Origin of the sequence: Prosthecobacter sp. (assembly GCF_044222345.1) — a bacterium.
Classification (GTDB): Bacteria; Verrucomicrobiota; Verrucomicrobiia; order Verrucomicrobiales; family Verrucomicrobiaceae; genus Prosthecobacter.
Window position 1 is genome coordinate 22423 of record NZ_JBGANL010000018.1, and the last position, 25687, is coordinate 48109.

Sequence of the window (25687 nt, forward strand, 5' to 3'; positions counted from 1 at the left end):
TTAGTGTTCAGCCTTCTCTGAGCTGGCGTTTGCGGTGCTGGTATTGGCATCAAGGAGGCTCTCCAACACGAGCGCCCCTTCAGAGACCACGGCTTCATCGGCATTGAGTCCTTTGCTGACGAAGACATGCCCGGCATCCTCCGCAGCGGTGGTGATCTGGCGCATTTCAAAGTCACTCTCTGATTGGCGCACGAACACGCAGGCCTTGCCCTCGCGCAAAAAGACCGCCTTGACCGGCACCTGTGGCATCCGGGGCACCTGGGTAATGACATTGACGTCCACATACATCTGCGCCTTGAGCAGCTTCTTGGGATTCGCCACGGAACCTTTGGCCACCACAGTGCGTGTTTCCGGATTCAGCGACTGCCCGATCACTGTGAGCACGCCCGGGAAGACCTGATCTCCATAGGCCCGGGAACGGATTTCCAGCTTCTGCCCCACCTGCAGGTTCGACAAATCCTGCTCGCTGACATCCAGATGCACCCACAAGGATTCAGGATCTGAGATGATGAACAGTGGAGCGGCCACCACAGCCATGCCTGCCAGCATCTGATCAGATCTCACCTCCTGCCCCGGCTGCACATTGCGATCCACAATGACTCCATCCATGGGCGCTTTGAGTGCAAAAGCACCGTTCACGTCGCCTCCGCGCCCGCCCCAGACGGCGAGGCGCTCCACGGCACGGTCGCGCTCTGATTGAGCGTCATCAAAAGCATTCTGTGCCGTATCCAGTTCTTTCTGAGGCAGCACGCCCTGCTTCAGCAAATCCCGGGTGCGATCCAGCACTCTCTTTGCCAGCGCCAGATCCGCCTCAGACTTCACCGCGTCTGCCTGGGCCTGGCCAAAATCCGGCGATGTGATGCGCGCCAGCTCATCCCCCACTTTCACCTTCTGCCCGCGCGCCCCTTTGATGCTGGCCACACGTCCGGCCAGAGGAGAGAAGACATTGGTGGTGACGTCCTCGTTCCACACCAGCTTGCCGGTGAGGTGCAGGATCACGGTGTCGTTCTCCTTCGCCTGCTGAACTCCGATGGACTTCAGCTGGGGATCACCCGCCGTGAAAATCAGATGGTTCTTTTCCACTTTGACCGGGAACCGGTCTATCTCCACGACCGGAGCGGGTTTGCAGGACGCCAAAAGCAGCGCCAAAAGCCATGAGTATTTGATGATTTGCATGAATGAGCGGGGGTCAGAAGTGGATGATCCAGATGCCGGCGGCGCGATGCAGTTCAATGACCGCGCGGGCATGGTCGCTTTGGGCGCTGTAAAAACTCTGCCAGACCTCGTTGGCCTTGCGCTGGGCATCCAGCAGCTCCAGCAGCGAGGAGCCGCCGCGCTTGTAGCTGACGACCCGCTTTTCCAAAGCGGCATCGACATCCTTCAATACGCCGCCTTGATAAAGATCCACCCGCTCACGTGCGGTGCCATAGAGGGAAAGCGCCCGGCGAACGTCCACTCCTGCCTGCACTTCTGCAGCGTCAAGGTCCAGCTGTGACTGGCTTGCCTGAGCTTGCGCAGAGGCGATCCCGGCCTTGTTGCGATTCCAAATGGGAAGCGGCAATGAGAACTGCATTCCCATCATGTTGTAATTCGGCTGCGGGGAGGTCGTGTTGCCCGAGTAGGTGCTGTTGGTCCAACCCACCCCCACGGTCAGATCGGGAACACGATTGGCCTTTTCCAGTTTGATGTTTTCGCCTGCTGCATCACGCCGGTGGCGCATGGCCACCAGATCCGGGCGGTTGCGGATGGCGCTGGAAAGCAGTTTGAGCAGATCCGTGCTCTGAGGTGTTACTTCCAAAGTTCCCACAGGCTGCCAGTGAGTGCTGGAAAACTGCGGCCCCAGAAAGGCATTGAGACCAAGCTCAGCGTTGGTGGCCTGGGCCTGCGCATTGAGCAGCTCGGCCTCGTACTGGCGAACTTCGACCCGTGTCTGCAACAGATCCACATCACTGATGTCTCCCGCCTTCTGACGTTCCTGCTGGGCCTGCAGCAGGTCCCGCAGCAGGGAGGCGGTGCGCTGGTACTGCGAAGCCACCTGCCCCATGGCAATGGCATCTGCATAAGCACCCGAGGCATCCAGGCGCAGATTTTGCAGGAAACTCTGCAAATTGGAGGCCACCGCCGCATAGTTTTTCCGGGCCACCAGCTGTCGTTCGCGCCGCTTGCCGCCGAGCTCGATGGTTTGTGATATATACCCGTTGTAAAAACCCGGGAGCTTTTGTCCGCCGCTGTTTGAAATGTCCCGCATGTTGCCGATTTGCAGCACCGGGTTTTGAAAAACCTTCGAGGCCATGATCGCCGCCTCGGCGATCGACACATTGTAGCGCTGTGACGCATAGCCGAGGTTTGAGGCCGCCACTTTAGCCAGGTAATCCTCCAGCTTGATCGGCGTGCGCCGGGAGGTGGATCGGGTCAGCTCCGCGAGACGCTCCGCCGAAGGTCCGCCGGCATCCTCCGGCATGGCAGGGGGATTCGCAGCAGCTGCCTGGATTTCCAGACCCAGCGTCAAGAGGAGAAGGTAAAGGCAGGTTTTCATGCAAGATGGACTCAAGAATGACATTTGAGAGGGGAAAGTTTGACCCATGGGATGCGGCGTCATGCGCGTATTCAATTCACTGAAGGAGTTTGGAGGGAGCAGAATGATCCATGACCGAAAATCGCGGCCGGTTTTTCAGGCAGGGTGCCGTGAGAGAAGACACCGCCTGTCCATGAACTCAAAGGGGTGGTGCAAAACAGCCACGCATCTGACGGCGGCAGCTTTGACAGCGGACAGTTTGCTTTGTGTTCTTGAAAAGGCGCGGCTCGATCAACCTCGGATTCAAAGGGTTACTTGAGTTGCTGCTTCCGCAATGCCTCATTGCTCCAGAGTTCCCCAAGAAGAACATCTCCATTCAGCACCTGCACATGGTAGCCATGGTAGCGATGTCCAGCCTCCTCGACGGTGATGGAAGACCTGCCTTTGCGCTCAGAATGCATGGGCGTATAGACAAAGGCCACCTTGGGAGTGGTCAGGTCTGCATACCTGCCGTTGGCATCCACACTGATTTTGATATCGCCAGATTTCTCGACCACAATGCTGTCCGCACCGCGCCGAAGGTTGGCGGCAAACAAGGTCCATTTCAGCGTCACTCCTTCCAGCCTGGAGCAAGAGGGGTTGGTGTCACGCACATTGAGCCAGAAAGCGCGGGTGACTTCGGCTTTTTTCTTGTCGGCGGTTTTGTTTTCGCTGGAAGCTTTAACGTTGAGCATGATCGAACCGGCAGACGCAACGCCGGTAAGAAGCAGGCTGAGAAGAATTGAAAGAATAGTGTTCATTAACAAAGAAATTGAAAGACATGATCTCGTGGAAAAAAGTAACTGCGGCATGGACTGACAGAGACCCAATCGGCCCGGCCGTGATGTGACAATGGAAGCTGAAGCAAACAATCTGCTCACCAGCCCGCGTATAGCATTCCCCATGCCTGTCTATGGCATTCCCGCTGCCTGTTTAGAGCACACCTGAGATCTGCTCTGCAGCATTTTCGTGCATCATCATCAACAGCATTCTTTGCACAACCACCGGTGCCGGCGGACTCCTGAGCAGACTTTAACGATTGCAACTCCTTCGAGCGACAAAACGAAGTCTGAAGTCAGACGTTGAATCACTAAATTCACTCCTGACAAAAGGAACGAGTCGCATTCCGTGAATGTATTTTCACGCTCAAAGTCCTGCTTCAATTCAACGTCGTCATCATCCAAAACACAGGCAAGGCTGGACGGCCCCTTTGCCTCTGAAGCACCATGCGAGGTGCACAACTCCACCCCAAGCGTGAGCAGGACGAGGATGGATGGGATGTACAGGTACCAGCGCATTTTAGGATCAACTTTACGAGTTAACGCGAGGTTGTCGTGGTGGCTATCACAAGCTTTTTATTATTTGCTTATCAAGTGTGAGCCAATTCTTTAGACTTCATTCATCAGGCAAGGCCCGCCAATTTGTTCCGCAGCTTGCTCATCAAGACAGCGTTTCCTTCCAGTTCTTCCATCAGCAGGGTGAGCACGTCCAGCGTCTGACGACTGATGTGGTGCTCCATTCCCTCCACATCCTCATGAACGGTTTGCGGATCAAGCCCGAAACCCGCCAGCAGTCGAGTCAAAACCTCGTGCCGCCGAGCGATTTCAGCCCCCACCTTGTGGCCTTCTGCGGTCAAAACCACGCCGCGATACCTCTCATAGACCACAAAACCCTCGGCATCGAGCTTCTGAATCATGTTGGTGACGCTGGCCTGTGAAATCCCCAGGTTTTTGGCGATGTCCACCACGCGGGCATACCCCTTCCCTTCGATGAGATTATGGATTTGCTCCAGATAATCCTCGATGGCCGGCGAGTGAACATGCGCGGTGGTTTCTTGTCGCTTGGCAGACATTTCTGAATTTTAGCCGGGCTGCCAGTGGAGGCAAAGCGAATCATCTCGCCGCAAAGTTAGCCCAAGCTAAAATTAATGCTTGCGCCTTAGTCGGACCCATGTTGTTAGTCCCACCTAACTTTTTTAATGCGCACAAATATAATTACACTCACCTGTCTCGCGCTCTCAGCGGCAATGCTGTGCGCCGCTGAACAGCAGCCGGTGCGTCCGCTGAGCACCGACCGACCAGACCAGACCGAGTCCGCTCACACGGTCCCGAAAGGCTGGTTTCAGGTCGAAAGCAACCTCATCTCCTTCACCCGCAGCCGGCAGGCGGGTGAGAGGTCTGATGACACCTCTTTCTGCGACTTCATTTTTAAATACGGCATCACTCACAACACCGACCTGCAGATCGGCTGGGCGCCCCGGCTGCTCCATCGCAGTGAAGACGCTGAAAGCGTGCTGATCGGTGAAAACAGCGGCAGCGGAGACTTGTACCTCCGCATGAAAACAAGTCTCGTTGGCAACGACGAAGGCCCCTACGCCCTGGCTCTGCTGCCATGGACCAAGGCCCCCACGGCCACTCAAGGCCTGGGAAATCAGCGTTGGGAATATGGCCTCACCATCAATCAGGAGCTCGACATCGGCGGTGGCTGGGAGCTCGGCTCTAGCATCTTCCTCTCCATGGCTGTCACAGACCACCAGACGCGCTATTTCGAGCCCGCCTTCACGATCGCGATCGGACGCGACCTGACAGAAAAACTCGGCTTTTATGTGGAGACCTACCAGGGCTATCTCACGGACGAAGGCCGCTACTGGCAGTCATCCCTGGACGGCGGCTTCACCTATCTCGTCACATCAAACCTGAAATTCGACGTCGGCGCAAACTGGTACTACAACGCCCAGGAAGCCATCAATCCCTTTGTCGGCGTGTCTTTCCGCTTCTAATTCTACACCCATACCCATGGAAAATACTCCTGACACAGGCTGGCGCTCACGCGGAGGTGATTCGTTGCCCGAAGTCTTCCGCTCCATCCATGTTCCGAAGGACGGTTCCTTCTGGCGCAAAATGCTCGCGTATGCAGGCCCCGGCTTTCTCGTCTCCGTCGGCTACATGGATCCCGGCAACTGGGCGACGGATCTCGCGGGTGGCGCACGCTACGGCTACACGCTGCTCTCGGTCATCCTGATTTCAAACCTCATCGCCATCCTGCTGCAACACCTGTGCGTGAAACTCGGCGTCGCCACGGGCCGGGATCTCGCGCAGGCCTGCCGGGATCATTACCCACGGCCGGTCGTGTGGGGCCTGTGGTTTCTGTGTGAGGCGGCCATCGCCGCGTGTGATCTTGCCGAGGTCGTCGGCTCCGCCATCGGTTTGCAGTTGCTCTTTGGCATCCCGCTTGTCTGGGGCTGCGTCATCACCACGCTCGATGTCATGATCGTGCTGCTGCTGCAAAACCGCGGCTTCCGCTACGTGGAGGCGCTCGTCATCACGCTCATCCTCACCATCGGCGGTTGTTTCGCCGCCGAGATGTTCTTTGCCAAACCGGACCTCGCGGGCATTGCCGCCGGCTTTGTGCCTTCTGCCTCCATTTTGAAGAACCGCGAGATGCTGTTCGTCGCCATCGGCATTCTGGGAGCCACGGTCATGCCTCACAATCTCTACCTGCACAGCTCCATCGTGCAGACGCGCAACTTTGCCCGCGATGATGAAGGCAAGGCCGAGGCCATCAAGTTCGCCACCATCGACTCCACCTTTGCGCTGATGTTTGCGCTCTTCATCAACGGCGGCATTCTCATCGTAGCCGCCGCCGCGTTTCATACCAGCGGACACAGTGATGTGGCCGAAATTCAGGAAGCCTACAAGCTGCTCAGCCCTGTGCTCGGCGTGGGCGTGGCCAGCACGCTGTTTGCCGTGGCTTTGCTGGCCAGCGGGCAAAACTCCACCCTCACCGGCACCCTCGCGGGCCAGATTGTGATGGAAGGCTTCCTCAACATCCGCCTCAAGCCCTGGCTGCGGCGTTTGATCACCCGCCTCATCGCCGTGGTGCCGGCAGTGTGCATCATTGGGTATTTTGGTGAGGATAAAACCACCGACCTCCTCATCTGGAGCCAGGTCATCCTCTCCATGCAGCTCAGCTTTGCCGTGGTGCCGCTGCTGCGCTTCACGGATGAAAAGGCCAAGATGGGCCGCTTTGCCAATCCGGTGTGGATCAAGATCCTCGCCTGGGCCAGCGCCGCCGTCATCATCGTGCTCAATTTCAAACTGCTCTTCGATTTCTTCGCCCCGCAGTCCTGGATCAACGCCCTCGGAATCTAACGCCATGTACCGCAAAATCCTCGTCGCCCTCGATACCGGCGCTTCCGATCTGGAACTGCTGCCCGCCGTCACCGCCCTCGCCAAGCTGATGCAAAGCGAGCTGCTCCTCGTCCACGTCGCGGACGGCTGGGCCGCGCGCAACTTTGACCAGCTCAAGCTCGCGGAATCCGAAGAGATGAAGCAGGACCTGAGCTACCTCGAAGCCACGGCTGAGAAACTGCGCGTGGAATCCAATCTCACCGTCAACATCCTCCTGGTGCTCGGGGAGCCGCCTGATCAGATCCTCAAAGTCGCTGCTGAAGAACGCATCGACCTCATCGCCCTCGCCTCCCACGGCCACCGCCTCATCGGCGACATCATCCATGGCAGCACCATCGACGCCGTCCGCCACAAGGCAAACGTCCCGCTGTTCGTGGTGCCGCCGAAGCGCGCATCTTGACGAAAGCGCAGGCCCCCGCCATATCAGCGGTCTTATGCGCATCCTTTCCGGCCTTCAACCCAGCGGCAGACTCCACATCGGCAATTTCTTTGGCATGATGGAGCCTGCACTCAAGCTGCAGCATGAAGGCGACGCCTACTATTTCATCGCCGACTACCACTCGCTCACTTCCGTTCAGGACGGCAAGGCGCTGCGAAGCTACGTCCGCGAGCTCGCCGTCGATTTCCTCGCCTGCGGTCTCGATCCAGACAAATGCGTCTTCTTCCGCCAGAGCGACGTGCCGGAGCATTGCGAGCTCTCCTGGATCCTTAGCACCGTCACGCCTATGGGCCTGCTGGAGCGCTGCCACAGCTACAAGGATAAAATCGCCAACGGCATTTCGCCTTCGCACGGCCTCTTTGCCTATCCCGTGCTCATGGCGGCGGACATCCTGATCTACGACAGCGATGTCGTCCCGGTGGGCAGAGACCAGAAGCAGCATGTCGAGGTCACCCGCGACATCGCCATCAAGATGAATGAAACCTTTGGCGCAGGCCTCTTCAAACTGCCCCAGCCGCGCATCCAGGAAACGACTGCGGTCGTCCCTGGTCTGGATGGCAAGAAGATGAGCAAGAGCTACAACAACACCATCCCGCTGTTTGAAGAGCCCGGGCCGCTGAAAAAGAAGATCATGGGCATCCAGACCGACTCCACGCCGGTCGAAGCGCCCAAGCCCATCGAAGGCAGCAGCATCCTGGCCCTCTACAAACTCGTGGCCTCACAGGCTGACTACGATGCGATGGTGGCGGATCACCTCAAAGGTGGCGTCGGTTATGGCGACTTCAAAAAGCGCCTCCTGCAAGGCGTGACCGACTACTTTGCCCCTTTCCGCGCCCGGCGTGACGAAATCCTCGCCGACAAAGGCTACGTGGACAAAGTACTCGCTGAAGGTGCTGAGAAAGCCCGCGCCGTCGCACGCAAGACTCTCAGTCGTGTGCGCGATGCGGTGGGCCTGGGTTGATATCCTCTAGCGTTTCTTTTTCTTCTGCTGCGCACGCTTGTGGCCATGCCCCGGCTTGCGCGGCGCCGCCGAAGGCCGCTTTGGATCACGGCTTGATGGCCCACGCCGATCCTGACGTTCCGAATCATTGGAACGCGTCGGTTTGCCACGCTGCGGCACGGGCATGAAATCCACCTGCTTCTTGATGGTGTCTACCTTGTAGATCTGCACGACGAGGTTGTCGCCGACGCTAATGACTTTGCGCGTGTGACGCCCCGTGATCTGGCGAGTGGCGGGATCAAAGACATAGAAGTCATCCTGGATCGCGGAAAGCGGCACGCCACCGCTGAGGCCGAGATCAGGCACATCAACGAAGAAGCCAAAGTTCCGCACATCGGTGACGAGCGCGACATAGGGCTGCGGCTTTTTCGAGACCAGCTGCGCCTTCAGATAGGCGTAGAGTTTGACCTCCTTGCTGTCGCGTTCGGCATCCGACGAATTCTTCTCAGTCGTACTGATGTGATCCGCAATCTGCTTGGCAATGCCCACCTGCAGCTCGACCTTGTCGAACAAGGAGCGGTGCACCACGAGATCGGCGTAACGACGAATCGGCGAGGTGAAATGCGTGTACTTCGTCTTGGCAAGGCCGTAATGACCGAGCGGCTCCACGGCGTAACGCGCACGCATCATCGAGCGCAGGAAGCCGATTTTCAATGCTGGTCCAATCGGCAGATCATCCAGCCGGCTCAGCAGCTTCTGCACCTCCGGGCGATGCGTGAGATTTCCGCACGGCACGCGATGGCTCAGCACATCTTCGCGATAATCATTGAGCCGCTTTTCCTTGGGCGATTCATGCACGCGATACACAGAGGGCCGGTCCAGGCCCATGAGGCGACCCGCGACGGCCTCATTGGCCAGCAGCATGTACTCCTCGATCAACTGATGCGAGACATCGTTCTCAATGCGTTCGATGCGCAGCACCTTGCCGTGTTCGTCGAGGCGGATTTTGTTTTCCGGGAAATCGAGATCCAGCGAGCCGTTCTTGAACCGCAGGTGGCGCACCTTCTGCGCCATCGCATGCGCATCGTGCAGCATCTGCTCGGTTTCATTGTTTGGCGGCACCTGGATGGCGGCAAACGCCTCCTTGTAGGTGAAGCGTCGCTTTGAGCGGATCACGGCGGCGTAGAATTTCGAGCTGACGACGTGGCCATCCTTGGACAGCACAAACTCCACGCACTTCGTCAGACGATCCACGTTCGGCTTGAGCGAGCAGAGCTCATTGCTGAGCGCTTCAGGCAGCATCGGGATCACACGATCCACGAGGTAGGTCGAGTTGCCGCGCTTCCGGGCCTCGATGTCCAGTGCGCTGCCCGGCATCACATAGTGCGACACATCGGCGATGTGAACCCAGAGCAGCCACTGATCGCCCTGCTTCTGAAGGCAGATGGCATCATCAAAGTCCTTTGCATCATCCGGGTCGATGGTGATGACGTTGTGCGAACGGCAGTCAACGCGTCCGGCACACTCCTGCGCGCTCGGCTGATTGTCGGGCCGAGATTTGGCGATGGTGCTGGCTTCATGCAGCACGTTCTTCGGAAAGTGCAGCGGCAGATCGTAATGACGCAGCACGGAGAGCATGTCCACGCCCTCTTCATCCGGCGGACCGAGCACCTCGATGATCTCGCCCTCAGGCGCAGTTTGCTTGGAATCCCATTGGGTGATTTCCACCACCACTTTGTCTCCCACGTTGGGCTTGCGGCCCACATCACGCGGCTCCGAGACATAAATCGCTCCGGGCAAACGCGGATCATCCGGCGTCACATGCAGGAACTGCTTCGAGCGCTGCAGGGTGCCCACGAACTGTGAACGCCTGCGCTCCAACACCTTCACCACACTGCCGATCTTGTCCTGCTGCCCCGGTCTGACGTCGAGGCGAACCAGCACACGGTCGCCATGCATGGCGGTGCCGGTATTGCTTTCCGAGATGCCAATTTCAGAGATCCCCGCTTCATCCGGCTGCACAAAGCCACGGCCGCCCCGCGTGATCTGAATCACCCCGGGCACCAGATCAGCTTCCTTCGCCACAATGTAGCGATTGCCTTTCGTGCGTACGATTTTACCCTGTTTCTCCAGGCTTTTGAGCAGGCTTTGCAATACCTGCTGTTGATTGGGCTTCATGCCCATTTGGGAGAGAAGCTCTGGCACATTGGAGGGTATGTATTCCTCACTGCCGAGCAACCTCAGTAGTTTCTTATCCATCTTTTTCTTAACTATCTAATCAGGCTACATTCGCATGCCGAATGATTCCGTCAATGAGAATTCGGTGGCAGCCGGAATTCACGGTTCAATCGCAGCTTCAATTTCCGCATCACTTCATCCAATTCCTCACGCACCGCGACCAGCTCTGGCTCCAGTGCTTGATTGACTGGTGTTGAAGCCACGCGCTCGTAGCGTTCCACCAGCGCCTGACCATCCTCACGCAGTCCGCTTTGTTCGATCAATCCACGCACCCGCTCCACCAGCGCACGCGTTTCAAAGATCATCTTCATCGTCTCAGCCTCAGTGGTTTCACCGCGTTCCAAACGTCCCAGCTGCTGGCAGTTGAAGAGCCGGCAGCGCACCGGCCGCTGCTCATAAACGGTGCAGCGTTTCTCCCGCAGCGCGGAGCAGGGCTGCTCCATGTAATACTCCCCGCCCCGGCAGCGAATCTTCAGCCCCAGCTTTCCCAGCTCCGCCGGCACCTCTCCCGGCTGCATCCGCACGATCTGAAACATCGTCCCGTCACAGCACATGCCACACGCCGTGCACAGGCGGGTGGCTGCTGAGGAAAATTCTTCCGGGATCATGCTTAAGTGTTAAAAGCTTTTCCCTGATCAAATCAACCCCAGCTATTGCCAAACACCCGGACATTCCGGTAAAAGCATGACATGCCTCCTCGCATTGTCCTTTGTCTCCTGTTGTTAGGCTTCACTTCCTCAGCACAAACAGCGGCAGTGGTGGTTCCAACGCCAGCCCAACGTTACCTGGACATCCTCATCAAGCGCCCACAGCCAGGCACGATCTTTGAGCGCTTCTACGCCGCGTGGCTGGAGGAAAGCTCGACCGCAGAACTGGGTGCCTTTCTAGAATCCACGACGAAACTGCCTGCGGCAACGGCGGCAGATCATCTGCTGCTTGCCGTTTTTCATTCGCATCGTGGTGATGACCGTGCGGCGCTGACGGCCTATGAAGCGGCGTTGAAGCTAGATCCGGCCAACACTTCCGCATGGATTGAGCGTTCACGGCTGGAAGCGCGTGCGCTTGATTTCGCCGCCGCTTTGCAATCCCTCGATGAAGCCGTGAAAGCGAAGCCGGATGCCGCCGGCACGATGGAGATCGGCAAGCTGCGCGGCCGTGCGCTGCTGCGTCTCGGCAAAAATGAAGAGGCCTTGCGCACCTGGAAGGGACTGGCCGCCGCACACGCGGGAGATGAGGATCTGTCCGAAGAGCTGATCGATCTGCTGGCCGATGAAGGCCAGTATGAGGCCGCTCTCGAAACTGCGCAGGCCTTGATCAAGCGTTCCCGTGATCCGGTGGCGCGGACTTTGCGCCAGCTGCGGCTCACGGACATCCTGCTCCTCGCGGAACGGCGCGACGAAGCCCTGAAAACCCTGAGCGAAACTTTGGCCGCCACCGGCTCCGACTCCTGGGTGGAGGGCGATGTGCTGGGCCGCATCAGCCGCGTGTTTCGCATGAGCGATGATCTGGCCGGATTTGAGAAATTCATGGCCGACCTCGTGAAGGAAAACCCGCAGCGTGTGGCCCTGGCCTGGCAGCATGCACAATTACTCGGGGAGACCGGGCAGAAAGACGCCGCACTGAAAGAGGCACGTGCGCTGCTGCAGTCGAATCCGGGACGGCGCGATCTGCAGGAGGGATTTCTCGACCTGCTCGAATCACTCGATTTAGTCAAGGAGGCGGTCGAGCAGGCGCAGGCGCTGACACAACAGAACACCGCAGACAAAGAAATGCTCGTGCGGCTGGCCAGCCTGCAGCACCGCGCCAAGGATGATGCCGCCGCGCAGTCCACGCTGGAGCGTTTTCTCAAGCTGCCAGGAGCCGCAGAGGCGGATCATCTGCGTGCGGCACGACTGCTGGAAAACTGGGAGGATGCACCCGCCAAGCCCGGCAGCCCTGCGGCCCTGGCGTATGCGCGTCTGGTGGAGAGCTTCCCCGCCAGCCTCTCCGCGCAGGAAGCCCAGGCGCATTACCTGCACCGCAATGGCCAGCGTGATGCCGCGCTGGCGATCTGGACGCGCCTGTCAAAGTCCGCTGCGCTGGAGGACCTGCTGCGCATCACTCAAGCGCTGCAGGCCAGGCAGGAGTCACGCACGGCGCTGGATCTGCTGGCACCGCGTGAGCAGGACTTCACCCAGGAGCCGCGCTTGTATGCGTTGCTGGTGCAGCTGGGCATCGCCAACAAGGAAGTGGAACGTGCGCTGCCCTGGGCGCGCAAGCGCCTGCGCCTCGCACAGGATGCGGAGAGCATCGAAACGGCCGTGAAGGACATCCTGCTGGTGCTGCGCAGTGATGAGTCCGGCAAACTCTCCGCAGCGGTGCAACAGGAACTGCAAAGCGAGGGCTCCGCCCCCATCCAGCACCGCTGCCTGCTGGCGGCACTGCTTGAAAATGCGGGCAAAAATACCGAGGCGGAAAAGACGCTGAACTCGGCACCGGCAGAGGACCAATTGATCGCGCTGAACCAGCTCGCAGTGTTGTTTCAAAACCGGCAGGAGTGGGAAAAAGCAGCGCAGACACTGCAGAAGGTGATCGCGCTTCCAGGAGCACGCACCACGGCCCGTGTGCAGCGCATGGTGGATTTTTACCGCCGTGCGGAAAAGCCGGAGCAGGCCCTGACCTGGATCGCCGAATGGAAAAAACTATCTCCCAGCGCCGTGCAACCATGGCTGGATGAATCCCGTCTCTTGACCGCGCTGAACCGCACGAAGGACGCGCAGGCCCTGCTGCGCGGTGCTTTGCGCAAGTTTCCTGACTCCATCGAGGCGGCATCCAGCTATGCCACGCTTTGCCTGGAAAACGGCCAGCCGGATGAGGCGGAGCGCACCTATCTGGCGCTGTATGAAAAGACCACGGATGCGACCGCACGACTGCGCTTGATCGGCCCGCTGGCGCTCGCGGCACAGCAGCACAACAGCCTGCCGCGTCTCATCGAAAACTTCCAGCAGCGCCAGAAACAGAACCGCGCCAGTGCGCAGCCCTGGCTCGCCCTGGCGGAGATCCACCGCAGCACCAGCAGCGATGAAGAACGCCGCCGCTGCCTTTACGAGGCATCGCGCCTGCGACCGCAGGATCTGGCACTGCTGCTCGAAATCGCCCGCAGTGAAGAGGAGATCGGCCTCACCGCTGAAGCCCTGCGCACGCTCGAAAGCGCCGCCAAACTCGACAAGACCAGCAAGACCCGTGAGAACATCGCGCGCCTGCAAATCGACAGCGGGGATGCGGATCTTGGCTATCGCATGCTGTTTGAGATCGCGGGCGGCAGTCAGATGGACGCGCGCGCCATCGAACAGATGGCGGACACGATTGCGGAAAAGGGCGAGTGGGAACGCGTCATCTCCTTCTTGGAAGCGGTGCTGGAGAAACATCCGAAGGACTACCGGCTGCATTACCTGAACGCCGTGGCCTTGGAAGAAGCTGGGCGCGAAAAAAAGGCCGTGCGTGCCTTCATCGAAATCATGGGTATGCACGAGGAACTGCCGGGAGTGCTCAGCACGGGCCGCAGCATCGGGCTGCGCCAGCAGTATGATTCCATGTCACTGCCACCAGGCACCGAGGACTGGCTGGTGCTGCCAGCCATGGTGCAGGCGGCTTACATTCACCGGCAGAAGCAGGGCGGCCGTGCGAACTACGGCAGTTACAACCCCTTTGGCAGCACCGCCACCAATGGCCTGCCGGCGAATGGATTCATTCAGCAGGCACCCGGCGTCACCGAGTCTCCCGTGCTCGCGCTCGCCCATGTCCTGCAGATGGTTTCCATGTGGGATGTGGCGGAGCGTGAACCGACATTGCGCAGCCTCAAGCAGGCCGGTGTGAGCGATGCTCCGCTGCTGCTCATAGCCGCGGAGAATTCGCCGCAGCTGGTCATCACGCCCGAAATGCTGGCGGATCAGCCACAAAATGCCGCGCTGCATGCGGCGTGGCTGATGCAGAATCAAAATGGGGATCCCTCCGAGCTGCGGCCGATTTATGAGAACGCCTTCAAGCTCTTCCAGACCAGCCATCCCATGCTTGCTCTGCGCACAGCGGCGCTGGCATGGCGCACCGCCGGAGACCAGTCCCCTGCCTGGGTGCGGCGCATCCTCGCCATCTGCCAGGCCCAGCCAAAGGCCGATGCTGCGGAGATGCAGACGCTCATCAGCATGTTGCGCACCCAGTCTGACCTCTTTCCCCAGGAGGCTCAACGCGCCGACGTGATCAAACTTGGCAGGGAGGAGGTTGCAGCGATCATCACCTTTTTGAAACAGTGGCTGCGCTCCATTGACGACCAGCAGCCCTATTACATCGCCGAAGTCATCTATGCCTTGGGCGCTATGAAAGACTGGGAGGGCGTGGTGGAAATCATCCAGCATCGGCTCAGCCTGCCAGACAAGCCGCAGGTCCAGAACCCGGCGGTGACACCCTCAATGCTGGCAGGCCGGGGACGTGGTTACTATCGTAATTTTCAGCCGTCCCCCATGCCGGTGCCTGTCGCCTCGCTCAAGCTGCCGATGGAGGCCCTCGCCTGGTGTTCAAGACTCTCGGCACAGCAAGTGCACGAAGAGAACTCCATTAACGAAGCACAGAAGAAATGGGTCCAAGAATTTCAGGACGGCTTGAAGCCCTTCATTGAAAAGACCCGGGAGCCGCGGCTGAAGCTCGTTCTCCGGCTCATGGCAGGCGAACAGCAGGCCATGCTCGATGAACTGAAGCCGCGTCTCGCCACCAATCCCGCGCTGGATGATCTGCTGCTCGCCGGCTGGCTCTCCGAGCAGCTGAACCAGTCCGATCAAGCACTCGCCTTTTTCCAGCAGGCCCAGCCGCTGGCCACCGATGCGGCACAGACCTTCCAGCTCGACCTTGCCATTCTTTTTCATGCGCAAAGCCTGCTGCAGCAGCCGGACAAAGTGGAAGTCACAACACTCCTCCCCAAGGTGAAGCCGGTGATCGAACATCTCTCCCAGACCGCCGCCACCCAGGAGGAGAAGTACCAGCTGGCGCAGACGATGAACTCCTTTGGCATGGAGGAGGAAGCAGAGAAGATGGTTCAAGCGGCGCAGGGGAGCAGCGTCAGATCGCGCCAACAAAGAATGCCGGTGGTCGCCAATCCCTACTCACGCAGCTACTCCTACCGTCAGCAGCAGCAGAAGCGGCAGGTGTCCACCGAGGAACTGCTCAAGAAAGGCGACCAGGCGGGTGCCATCCAGGAAATCGTCAGACAACTGCGCCTGGCGATTCAGGGCTGTCTGAATCCGCAGAACAGTTCCAGCGCCCATCACCAAATTCATGAGGTCATCAATCTGTTCACCAAGTACAAGCTGACGGATCAGGTGATGGAAACCTTGCGAACCGGTGCAGGATGGAAGCCCCGGCAGGAATACGCGGTGCTGCTGGAACATACCGGGCTCGAAACCAAGCCCGCCATTGACGCGCATCGCGCCGTGATCGCTGCCAATCCGCGTGCTTTTGCCTCGCACGCGCGTCTGGCCAGCCTGCTGGCCAGGGAGGGGGACTTCAAGACTGCGCTGCAGCATTGGAAGCTCCTGCCTGAAGTCACCCAGGCGATGTATCTGCCTGCGCTCATCCATGAGTTCAGCGAGAGCAGCAGCATCTCCATTCCACGGCCCGCCGCACTTTCCGGACTGCTCTCCACATGGCTGCGCTCCCTGCCAGCGAATCGTCCACTGCCCGCCAGTCTCACGCAGCATTTCATTCAGGCATTGAACAGCATTCAGAACAATGATTCCGGCCAGAACCTGTCCTTCCCCGCCCTGTGGGATCCCTCCACAAAGGAGAACTCCCGCAACAATCGTCGTTGGGCCTTCAATGACGATGGCACGCTCATGCTCACGGCTGAAAGCCAGAAGGCCAGGGACGAGCGGCGTGCAGCGCAGGACCAGCTCTGCCAGGCCATGCTGCAAATCCCCGAACTCGCAGTCATAGGTTTCGCTCCGCTCGGAGGACTGGCCATGTTTGAAAACCGCAGTCTCGTCGAGACAGAAAAAATCGCGCTCGATCTGCTCAGCCTGCGCGCCATGCCCAAGGTGAAACGGCGGCTCATGGCGCAGGGCGGCTATCAGGGGTACAACGGCGGCACCGATCCCATCTCACCACTCGGCAGCCTGTTTGCCACCGCCGAGCGCATCGCCATGCCGGTGCCTGCCGTGTTCGCGACTTACAGCGCCGCGCTGCGCGGGGATCAGCACACGCTCGATGGGGTGATCTTTCCCGCCATTCTCAAAGCGGAGGGCAAATCCATCGCGGAGTACTGCCGTGCTTATGCTGCTGTGCTCATGGCGGATGAAGCACACTTTGTCTCTGCTGCATCTGCCTGGCTCAAACCACCGGGCAAAGGCAATTACTCTCACCGCAGCCAGCAGCATGGCGGGCCACTGGATGAAATCGTGCAGCAGTGGCAGAGGCGGAAGATCAAAGAGTCTTTGAACGAGCTCATCCTCTCTCAATATGCCCTGCCGACCAACGGCTACTTTGGCTACTCGCTCCAAGTGGTGAATGCCTACATCTTTGCTCTCGGTGAGCGTGATCCGGAGGCATTGCGCAGCTTTGTCCACAGTCTGCGTGACCGCTGGATTGGCGCCACACCTGAACTACGCGCCAAAAACATCGCTGACTGGCGCGAATACCAGCGGCAGCAGCAGCGCGGCGGCAGGCTTTCCGCTCAGTCTTCCCGCACCCTGCAGGTCGTGCAAGGTTACATCCAATGGCTGCAAAATCTGCTGCAGGACCGCCGCGGCCTCGGGCTGATTGAATTCGCCATGGAGGACGGCCTCGACAACTCGCCAGAGTGGTTGCGCCAGATCGCCGCCAATCATGCTGGAAGCGACCGCATTCGCTCAGCGGAGGAATTTCTGCACAGCGCCGCCGCCGTCGGCTTTCTCGGGGATGCCGCCCATTTCCGCGCCTATGATTTGAGCGAGGACCAACGGCACAACACTTGGCTGGGCAATCTCATCCGCCAGTGGCGCGAGCGCTCGAGCGACGAGCTGCTCAACGCCACCCTGACCCTGCTAGGCAAACGCAAACCCAGCTTCGGCGCCGATCTCATGCAGGCGTTGCTGCTTAAAAACAGCCGCACGATGCTGCAACTGGACGGTAAACCGACTCCGTTCGAAGTGGCGCAGGTCACCAAGTTCCAGTCACTCAATGATGAAGGCGGCTTCGCCTTGCGTGGTGCCGCGCTGCAGGTGGTCCTGCCACGGTATGCGAAGGAGATCGCCACGATGAGCGCCGTCAGCCAGCTCGATCTCTCCCTCCTCCTGAGAGACGAGTTGCGCGGCTATCCGCAGCCGGATCGGCTGGGAGAAGAACTTACCCGCGTCCTCGCGCCGCTGCTCAAGATCGAAAACATCGAACTCACACGCAAAGTCGACGAGGTGCTCGCCGCCAAGACCTGGAGTGATCTGCATCAGCAGGAATACCAGTTCACCCAGCAGTTTCCAGCCCTGCTGCGTGACTTTGCCGAGATCGACAGCGCCAAAGCTGACACCGCAGCGCGTCACGCCGTCGAACTCCTGCGCAGCAGTCCCGAGCAGAAGCAGGCTGTGTTGCAGAACAACCGTGAAACATCTGTACACCGCCTGCTGACAGCACTCGCCCGAGTGCCGCAGATGCTGCACACCACGATCGCTCTCGCGGAGCAGGAAGGCTTCTCGCAATCGAGCAACTGGACCTCCAACCTTCACAGTTTCGTGCTACAGTCACTGCATCAGCGCGAAAATATCCGCTTTATATTTTCCGGTACTCCTTGGGTCGCTGAGGCTGCGGAATTTCGTGATTTTAAATCCGAAAACAACCAGGAGCCGACGCTGCTCTCCAGCATTATCTACCGGATCGAAACGAGCAGTGAACTCCAGCCTGTGGTTCATGACATCCTGAAGAAACAACCTGCCACCTTTGGCACCGAATTGCTCGTCGCGTTTCTGCAAAGATCCCCGGATGATGACACGGACGCCCGCAGTTTTCACAGCAGCAGGCACCCGGATGCCTCGTTCATTCTCTCCTTCATCCAGAAGCGCCGCGATGATTTCGCCAGACTCAAACCCGAATCAGCCGCCAATCTTCTGGCCATGCTCAATGCCCGCATGCCCGATTTGGATCAAAAGCTGGAGCAGGACGCCGCGCTCAAAGAAGCTCTGCAACCATTGATCAGTGCAAGTGCGGCTCAATTGGAGACCGACATCGCCCGCTGGATGCAGATGACTAGTCTGAAAAGCTCCGGCAGCCAGGGCTATGAGGCCATCCAGCATTGCCTGCCATTGCTCGACCGCCTCGCTCAAAGAGACAAGCCGCGCACCATCGCCCTGCTTGATCAGGTCAGCAAACTCGTCGCGCAGCAGGATGCGCTGAACAACCGCGGCGGCAGCCGCATGCAGCCCCATCAAACCCAGGTGGCCCAATGGCTGCAAAATGCCGCCGCCGTGCCGGAGCTATATCGCGAAATCATGCAGCGCGCCGAAGAAATCGGTGCGGCCAAGGATGCTTCATGGATGGAAAACATTCGGAGCCACACACGCTACATTCCCAAATACCGTGACAAGCCAAAGCGGTTCATTGCCCTGCTGGAAAACCTGGGAATGCTTGATCCTGCCGCCACCTTCAATCCACATCTGCTGCCAAAAGCGGCGGAAATGCAGGCTCAGCAGCAAAGGCAGCTGCAAAACCGGCCCATGCCATATCAAATGGTTTCGCCCCCGTTGAGCCTGCTTGAAACGTGGAGGGATGAACTGGGCCATGGACACTTGTTTCCCAAGCTTGCGGAAGAACTCCAGAAAAGAGAGCCCCGCACCCTCGGCACCGGCGTGCTGATGCTGATGTGCGGCACCAGCAAATCCAGCGCTGACATCTCCGCCTTTGCCAGTGCCCATGCAGATGAAATTGCCACTGCCTCTGCCGAGCAGAAGAAGATGCTCGCCGCCTTTTTTGAGCGGCTGCAGTGGGCGGAGATTCTAGCGCCTCTGATTCCGGCGCTGCACGAAGAGTTCGCCCCTTTGATCCGGCAGCAGGAGGCGCAGCAGCTCAGCTTTTTCGAGGACCTGATGAAAACCACCCAGTGGGTGCAGATCGAAGAGCTGTATTACAAGTCTCTCCAGACTCGAGGTCCTGGAGCCATGCCAAATGGTTTTCCGGGAGGCCCAGGAAGGATGCCCAGCAGCTTTCCTCCCCAGCCTTTTGGCTCACGCAGAGCCCCTGGATTCTACCCGCCGGGAGAGCGCAGCATGGCCATGGATTACCTATCCAAGCAGTTGGAGCAAATCGCCAGAACCGCACCAGACAAGGCGCAAAAAGGTCTGCAGCACGTCTCCGACATTCACTACACCGAATTCATCTCTGACGGATCCCCCTTCCGCACGCCTTCGCTGTCACCGCTGCTTCAGGCACTTGGCGCCTTCCCCCGGCTGGTGCCCACCGTTTTGATGGGCACCGCAAGGACAGGCAACCGCATTTTCAGGCGGATGGATGAATGGGACGATTTCAGACTGATCGAGTCAGTCCTCCCTGATGCCTCGCTGACCAGTGCCTCAAAAATCGTCAGCACCATCGAGGAAATGGGACTGCTGACTGACGCAGCGGCCTTCGATCCAGTCCCGACTCAGTTTCCTTCCAAAGGCAGCGTGCTCACGCTGATCTCATGGCGCATGATGCATGACACCACCGAGGAGCGGGAGAAGGCCAAGGCCAGTCTCCTGACGCTTGTCACGTGGCGGCTGCAAAAGGCCAGCCCCGAGGTGCGGGAGCAGGCGGCACGAATGTTCGCGGAGAAATCAGAGGCGCGCTTTGGCCATCAGCTCATGTCGGCTCTTCTCACTGGCAAAGACTCTCCTGACATGCCTGCCCGCATGCAGCTTTGCTCCGGCCAGTTTGCCAAAGTATCTTCGCGATCCGCTGGCCCGATCCTGCTTGCCTTCGCAGGCTGCCATCCCTCACTAGCAGGTGCTGATAGCGCCGAAGATGGCCTGGCTCCATTCGCCCCGCTCCTTCAACTTCGCCATGACGAGGAGCGCGCCAGCCTCAAGGACATCATGGAAGGCAAAGCAGCGGTCATGCCACCCTTCCGGGGCTTCATGGCCGTGGTCTCAGAGGAGCTGGTGCGGCTGATGGAAGCGGGAAAAACGGACGAGGTGGTTGGCCTCATACGCGCCCTGCGTCTCCAGCTTGAACCCCGCGATGCCGCCACCACTTTCGGTACAAGTTCCTACTTTCGCGATGGCGAAACACTCAGCGAATTTCTCCGCGCCATCCTCCTCAACAGCGACAAGGCAGCCACATTGCTCGCCTGTGAACTTCAGGCCGCAGCTCGTTTGCCGGAAGTCCGTATCCCGCATGACCGCATGTCACTTCAAAAGAACAACGCCATCAAAGGCCAGTTGATGATCGAATGGGAAAACCGTGGCGGCTGGGCTGCACCGGCTGTGGTCTTTGACGCACTCCTCAAGGACATCGCCAAATGGGCTGACCTTGGCAGCACCCGCGGCCTCTGGCTGCCGCTGCTCCACGACATGCTCGCACGCATGGGGCCAGTGGAGCAGCGTGAAATGGCGGCATGGGCTGCCAAGCAGAATAATCCTGGCATCAAAATCGTGACTGCTGAACTCGCCATCGCCCAATCTTTGCTCGATGCCACTGCACCCGCGTTCGCAGATTCTGCAAGCACTCGCCTGCCGGCCAAAACCCCGCAGGCAGGCAAGACATTTGCCAGCGCTGCAGCATCCTCCACAGCCTTGCTCAAGAATGAATCCATCCCCTCACATGTCCGCCTTGCTTTGGCAGCATTCCTGACTGCCACCTACCCCGGACTTCTGGACAATGACACCATGCAAACCTGGGGCCAGGGAGCCGCCCAGGCCTGGCATGACGGCACACCAGTCACCGTGTTTGAGCTGGACTCCTTGCTCAACGCTGTCTCCGTGCTTCCGGTCAATGAAAGCTGGAATCGCATCAGCAAACTGGTGCTCGAACGCTGGAAGCAGCGTGAGGAGATCATGCAGCAAAAGAAGACTCGCTACACCGAATCGGCCTTTCACCCGTTCGTTTTGCGTTTTGCCGCCCGCTCAGGTGATTCAGCTGTTTTAGAGTCCATGCTCAGAGGAAGCCTCGGCCAGGAAACTCGGCGCTTTACCAGCATCCTGCTCGAATGCGGCGACTGGATGCGCTCGATCGAACCACTTTTTCCCCAATATTTTTCAGGCATTTTATCGAAGACCCAAGATTCCATCGGCTGGCTTCCAGCGAGCGCGGAAACTCTCACAAGCTTGCAGCACCACGCCATCGAACACGCCCTGCTTGCAGAAGTCGTCGCCTTGGACGCCGATGACATCGCCACCCGCTGTCTTTACCCTCATCAACAATGGCCGGATCGCGGCAAACGTTTCGATGCATTCGTCAAAAAACTTCCTTCCGCCCCAAAGCCGGTCAAGCCTGAAAGGATGGCGCCTGTGCTGGTAACTCTGGGCGTTGAAAACACTCCTGCGGCACTCGATCTGCTGCCTCAGTTTGACGAGCTGGCGAAGGTGCTCATGCCTGATTCATTGCCTCAGCAGCAGTCAGGCATACGCATTTGGACAGGCTTCCTCGCCGTCCACGCAGCGCTTAAAACGGCACGCGGGGATGCCTCCCTGGCTGACATCTATTATGAGCGTTTGAAAAACGATCCCACCGTCGCACGAAGCGGCAATTCGAACACCGCCCGGTCAGATTTCCGGCACACGCTTTTCTACTGTCTCGCACAGCTTTGGCGTGTGGGTGAGGCCCGTGATCTGGCCAAGATCTCCCGCCTCTCCCTGCTTGCGGACACCGCCACGAGCCAATCTTCTTCCAATCAATTCACAATTCCACAGCTCACGTTTGCACTCAAATCCTGGCAATCCGCCCTCAAAGGCGAGCCACTTCCCAGTGCGATGATCTCCGACATCAAAGACTACGGACTGCTGCTGGATTTGGCCACGGCCATCGCCGGCTCAGGCAAGACCCGTCTCTCATTTCAAGAACGGCTGCATTTGTTCACTCAGTTTTCCGGGCGCACAGACATTGCCACTTATACCAGTCAAATCTGGGACCATTTGGTTCTGCGTCATTACTTCACTGCCGAGGAACTGCTCAAAGAGCGGGCCTCCATCCTGAAAGTCGCGCATTTGCTGGCCCCTTCTCATCTGAATGATTTCGCCATGTACATGCGATGCCACAACGTCGAGGACGCGGCCGAGGAGGCATGGGCCATCGCCACCAGAAAGCCTTCCACCTCCAAGGGAGCCACCTATTTTTCCAATCGCTGCCTGCTGGATCGTGCCGCCACACTGATTCACCTGAAGAAATTCAATGAAGCCCAAAAATGCCTCAGTGAGTTGAATGAAAAGAACCAGAAGGCCTCCAATCGCTTGCTTTACGCAGCGCTGCTCAGGCTCCTTTCGCAGCCAGCTCCAGCACCTGCAAAGTAAGCGCCACATTCAGCTCCAGATCCAGCGGAAGCCGTGTTGTGACAGGCGCGGCACTGCCGCGCGCACGCCAGTGATTGATGCACATGCCCAGCGTCGCCAGATCACCCGGATCGTTCAGGACATGGCCGTTGATGCCGGGGTCGATCAGTTCACCAGCCCCGTTGAAACTCGTCGTGATCACCGGAATTCCGCTGGCCAGCGCCTCGCTCACCACATTGGAGCAGGGTTCATAAATGGGCAGGAAGGTCAGCACATCCGCGGAGGCATAAGCGGCTTCCACATCGTTCAGCGGCCCGGTGAGAATGACGTTCGGCGGAACCTTGCCTCGCATGCGATCCCGTGTGACGACAAGCAGTTTGAGCTGCGGATCATCGCTGCGCCCGGCCATGAACTTCAGCAGCCAGGGCAACCCCTTGCGCTCCCAGCCGGAGCCGACAAAGACCAGTACGAAATCATTTTCTGCGAGTCCAAAGCGTTTCCGCGCCGCAGCCCTCGACACGTTTTTGAAGCGCTGCACATCCACTCCGTTGCGGATCGTGTGCACGCGTTCCTGCGGAAAGGCGGGGAAATGCTGCGCGATCTCCCCGCGCACCATTTCAGAGTTCACGATAATACGCTGCGTGTTGGCCGGATCAAAGGTTTGCGCCTCAAGCGCCATCATGTTGCGATGAAACGCACCCAGCCCCACCAGCGGGCGCTTCCACCAGGGTGAGAACTGTTTACGCCTCTGCAGCCACACACGGTGCAGGCCGTCTCCTGCGCGGTAGACGTCCTGCTTCAGCGTGCGCTCCAGGCTGAACACACAGTCAAACCTCTCGTGCTGCAAAGCCGCGTTCACGCCTTCTGCAAAACGCTGCGGACGCTCCGCGCGTGATCCATCCACGGGGACGCTGTGAAACTGTACACCCGCCGCCTGTCCCTGCCACTTTTCCGCAAACAAATGCGTCTCATGCCCCGCAGCAGTCAAGGCCCCCAGCAGCCGCTGCACGTACAGTTCCGCGCCTCCGGTGGCGGAGAACTGTCGGCGAATGAGGGCAAGTTTCATGCGAGTAGCGCAAACATCTCGTTTGCGGTGAGTCATGCAAGCGGGACGCTTGCACTACGACTGCTTGGACCGCCACTGCTCAAAGCTCTCCTTCGGCGTGCGAAAGACCGCACCGCAGCGCGGGCAGTGAATCTGCGCCACACCGTCGGCAAAAATATGGTCCAGATCATCCTGGGGCAGGCGCATGATGATGGGCATCAGGCGCTCCACGGAGCAGCCGCATTCAAACACGTAACCTCGTGTCTCCAGCAGGGTGAGATGTTCGGACGTTTCGAGTGCCAGCACCTCCTCCAGGGTGAGTTCAGACAGCCAGATTTCGTCGCAGTCCGGCTCGGCGGAAATTTGTACAAACTCCTCATCCTCCAGCCGGAAAAATCGCGTGAGGCGTTGTTCGCTGGTGGTGTAAAACGTTTCCACCGCCTTCAGCATGTCGTCGCCGTGAAACTCGATCATGCTCTGCCGTGGTGCCTGATCCGGCCGCGTCGTTTGCGCGATGAACATCGCCTCGCCCTCCTGACGCACGTCTTCGGTGAAAACCCGGCCTGCCACACGGCCAGGGCGTGAGCTGCCGGTGACGAACACGTTCGCGCGCTGCGGCTCTTTGACGTGGATCGTCCACGCACAGCTTTCATCCTGCGGACGTGAGCAGAGGTGCAGCGCCAGCGCGGCCAGCGCCTCCTTGAGCATCAGGTCCAGCGGCTCCGCATTCTGCAGGCCGTGCTGCATCAGGTGCAGGTAGTAATCGAGATAGAGCGGGCTGAAGCGCCCCCGCACCAGCAGGGCATTGCGCTTCCGCACGAAGTAGGAGCGGAGGTCCACCACGGAAAGATCCGGTTCAAGCATCTGACTCATGCACAGCCTATCTCACCGGATGAAAGAGGGCGCAAGTGGCGCGGACGTCACTTCCCCGCCATGCCGCGGAATTTTTGCCGGTAGGCGCTCGGGGTCGTTCCCATCACCTCACGGAAGCGGCGGTTGAAGTTCGCCAGGTTGCGGTAGCCGCAGTCCATCGCGATGTCCGTGATGTTTGACACATCCTCCGCCAGCATGCCGCAGGCACGGCCGATGCGCACCTCGTTCACATACTGCGGCACCGTCTTGCCGGTGCGCGAGTGGAAGAAGCGGCTGAAGGCTCCCAGGCTCAGGTGCGCCAGCTTCGCCAGGCGCTCACGGTCGATTTCTTCCGTCAGATGAGTGTGAATGAAGTCGATCACCCGCTCCATCCGCCCCTGGTCGGCAGATTCGAGCTTGGGCTCAAAGTTGGAGCTGGCCAGCGCCTTCAAATCTTCGGAACCAGCCAGCGCATTGAGAATGGCCAGCAGTTCGATCACCCGCGCCAGCCCTTCGCTGCCCGCAAGACGTTTCATGTGCTCCGTCACCACCGCGCGGGCGGTGCCGCGCACCTCCAGGCCGCGCGCCGCACGCTGCAGCAGCCGCTTCACCGGCTCCATCTCCGGCAGCGCCATGAAATCGCGTCCCAGAAAGTCTTCGTCGAAACGCACGATGATGGCATTCACCCGCCGCGACTTCGCGCTCGTGTCCTGATGCCACACATGCGGCAGATTGGAGCCAATCAGCACGATGTCTCCGTCCGTGAGCGCGCTGATGTTGTCCCCCACCACCCGATGCCCGCGACTCTCGATCGCCAGCGTGAGCTGATACTCCGGATGAAAATGCCAGCGAGTCCCATAGTCCAGCGCACGCACCGTCTCACAGTGGAAGGACTCCCACTGACGCTTGGGGACTTTCTCGAAAACAGGCTTCATGGAGGGGAAGTTTGCAGTTGTTGGCGATGGTTTGCAATTGCTGAA

At 59.1% G+C, this 25687-nt stretch carries 14 protein-coding genes; 5 read left to right on the forward strand and 9 right to left on the reverse strand.

Going from position 1 to position 25687, the window contains the following annotated elements:
- The 4 genes from ACILSL_RS11710 to mntR all read right to left on the reverse strand — a co-directional run bounded on the left by ACILSL_RS11710 (position 1) and on the right by mntR (position 4406).
- The gene (locus tag ACILSL_RS11710; protein ID WP_395732216.1) at positions 1-1176 is read right to left on the reverse strand and encodes an efflux RND transporter periplasmic adaptor subunit; all 1176 of its coding nucleotides are present in this window, start codon (positions 1174-1176) and stop codon (positions 1-3) included.
- A gap of 13 nt (positions 1177-1189) precedes the next feature.
- Positions 1190-2536 carry a TolC family protein gene (locus ACILSL_RS11715; protein ID WP_395732217.1) on the reverse strand — a complete coding sequence of 449 codons (1347 nt, stop codon included), beginning with the start codon at positions 2534-2536 and terminating at the stop codon, positions 1190-1192.
- Between the two features lie 290 nt (positions 2537-2826).
- Positions 2827-3366, reverse strand: coding sequence for a hypothetical protein (locus ACILSL_RS11720; protein WP_395732218.1), 540 nt, complete (start codon positions 3364-3366; stop codon positions 2827-2829).
- Between the two features lie 590 nt (positions 3367-3956).
- On the reverse strand, positions 3957-4406 hold the full coding sequence (gene mntR / locus ACILSL_RS11725) for a transcriptional regulator MntR (protein WP_395732219.1): 450 nt from the start codon (positions 4404-4406) through the stop codon (positions 3957-3959).
- A 174-nt stretch (positions 4407-4580) separates the two neighbouring features.
- Between mntR and ACILSL_RS11730 the strand changes: the two genes are divergently transcribed.
- The 4 genes from ACILSL_RS11730 to trpS are packed head-to-tail and all read left to right on the forward strand — an operon-like array spanning position 4581 to position 8144.
- Positions 4581-5333: a transporter gene (locus ACILSL_RS11730; RefSeq protein ID WP_395732220.1), complete on the forward strand. Its 753-nt coding sequence runs from the start codon at positions 4581-4583 to the stop codon at positions 5331-5333.
- Positions 5334-5349: 16 nt separating this feature from the next.
- The gene (locus tag ACILSL_RS11735) at positions 5350-6705 is read left to right on the forward strand and encodes an Nramp family divalent metal transporter (protein WP_395732221.1); all 1356 of its coding nucleotides are present in this window, start codon (positions 5350-5352) and stop codon (positions 6703-6705) included.
- A gap of 4 nt (positions 6706-6709) precedes the next feature.
- Positions 6710-7144: a universal stress protein gene (locus tag ACILSL_RS11740; RefSeq protein ID WP_395732222.1), complete on the forward strand. Its 435-nt coding sequence runs from the start codon at positions 6710-6712 to the stop codon at positions 7142-7144.
- 34 nt (positions 7145-7178) lie between these two features.
- Entirely contained in the window at positions 7179-8144 is a 966-nt protein-coding gene (gene trpS, locus ACILSL_RS11745; RefSeq protein ID WP_395732223.1) for a tryptophan--tRNA ligase, read from the forward strand.
- Positions 8145-8150: 6 nt separating this feature from the next.
- On the opposite strand, the gene rnr is transcribed toward trpS, so the two are convergent.
- On the reverse strand, positions 8151-10382 hold the full coding sequence (gene rnr, locus ACILSL_RS11750; RefSeq protein ID WP_395732224.1) for a ribonuclease R: 2232 nt from the start codon (positions 10380-10382) through the stop codon (positions 8151-8153).
- Between the two features lie 50 nt (positions 10383-10432).
- Complete coding sequence (locus tag ACILSL_RS11755; protein WP_395732225.1) at positions 10433-10969, reverse strand: YkgJ family cysteine cluster protein; 537 nt, start codon at positions 10967-10969, stop codon at positions 10433-10435.
- Between the two features lie 81 nt (positions 10970-11050).
- On the opposite strand from ACILSL_RS11755, the gene ACILSL_RS11760 reads away from it, so the two are divergent.
- Positions 11051-22831 carry a tetratricopeptide repeat protein gene (locus tag ACILSL_RS11760; protein ID WP_395732226.1) on the forward strand — a complete coding sequence of 3927 codons (11781 nt, stop codon included), beginning with the start codon at positions 11051-11053 and terminating at the stop codon, positions 22829-22831.
- Here the strand turns inward: ACILSL_RS11760 and ACILSL_RS11765 are convergent.
- From ACILSL_RS11765 to ACILSL_RS11775, 3 genes are read right to left on the reverse strand one after another with little or no spacing between them, the layout of a single operon-like run.
- Positions 22791-23876 carry a glycosyltransferase family 4 protein gene (locus ACILSL_RS11765; protein WP_395732227.1) on the reverse strand — a complete coding sequence of 362 codons (1086 nt, stop codon included), beginning with the start codon at positions 23874-23876 and terminating at the stop codon, positions 22791-22793. The genes ACILSL_RS11760 and ACILSL_RS11765 overlap by 41 nt on opposite strands.
- Positions 23877-23930: 54 nt before the next feature.
- On the reverse strand, positions 23931-24728 hold the full coding sequence (locus ACILSL_RS11770; RefSeq protein ID WP_395732228.1) for an Hsp33 family molecular chaperone HslO: 798 nt from the start codon (positions 24726-24728) through the stop codon (positions 23931-23933).
- Positions 24729-24775: 47 nt separating this feature from the next.
- Positions 24776-25642: a helix-turn-helix domain-containing protein gene (locus ACILSL_RS11775; RefSeq protein WP_395732229.1), complete on the reverse strand. Its 867-nt coding sequence runs from the start codon at positions 25640-25642 to the stop codon at positions 24776-24778.
- Between the last annotated feature and the right edge of the window lie 45 nt (positions 25643-25687).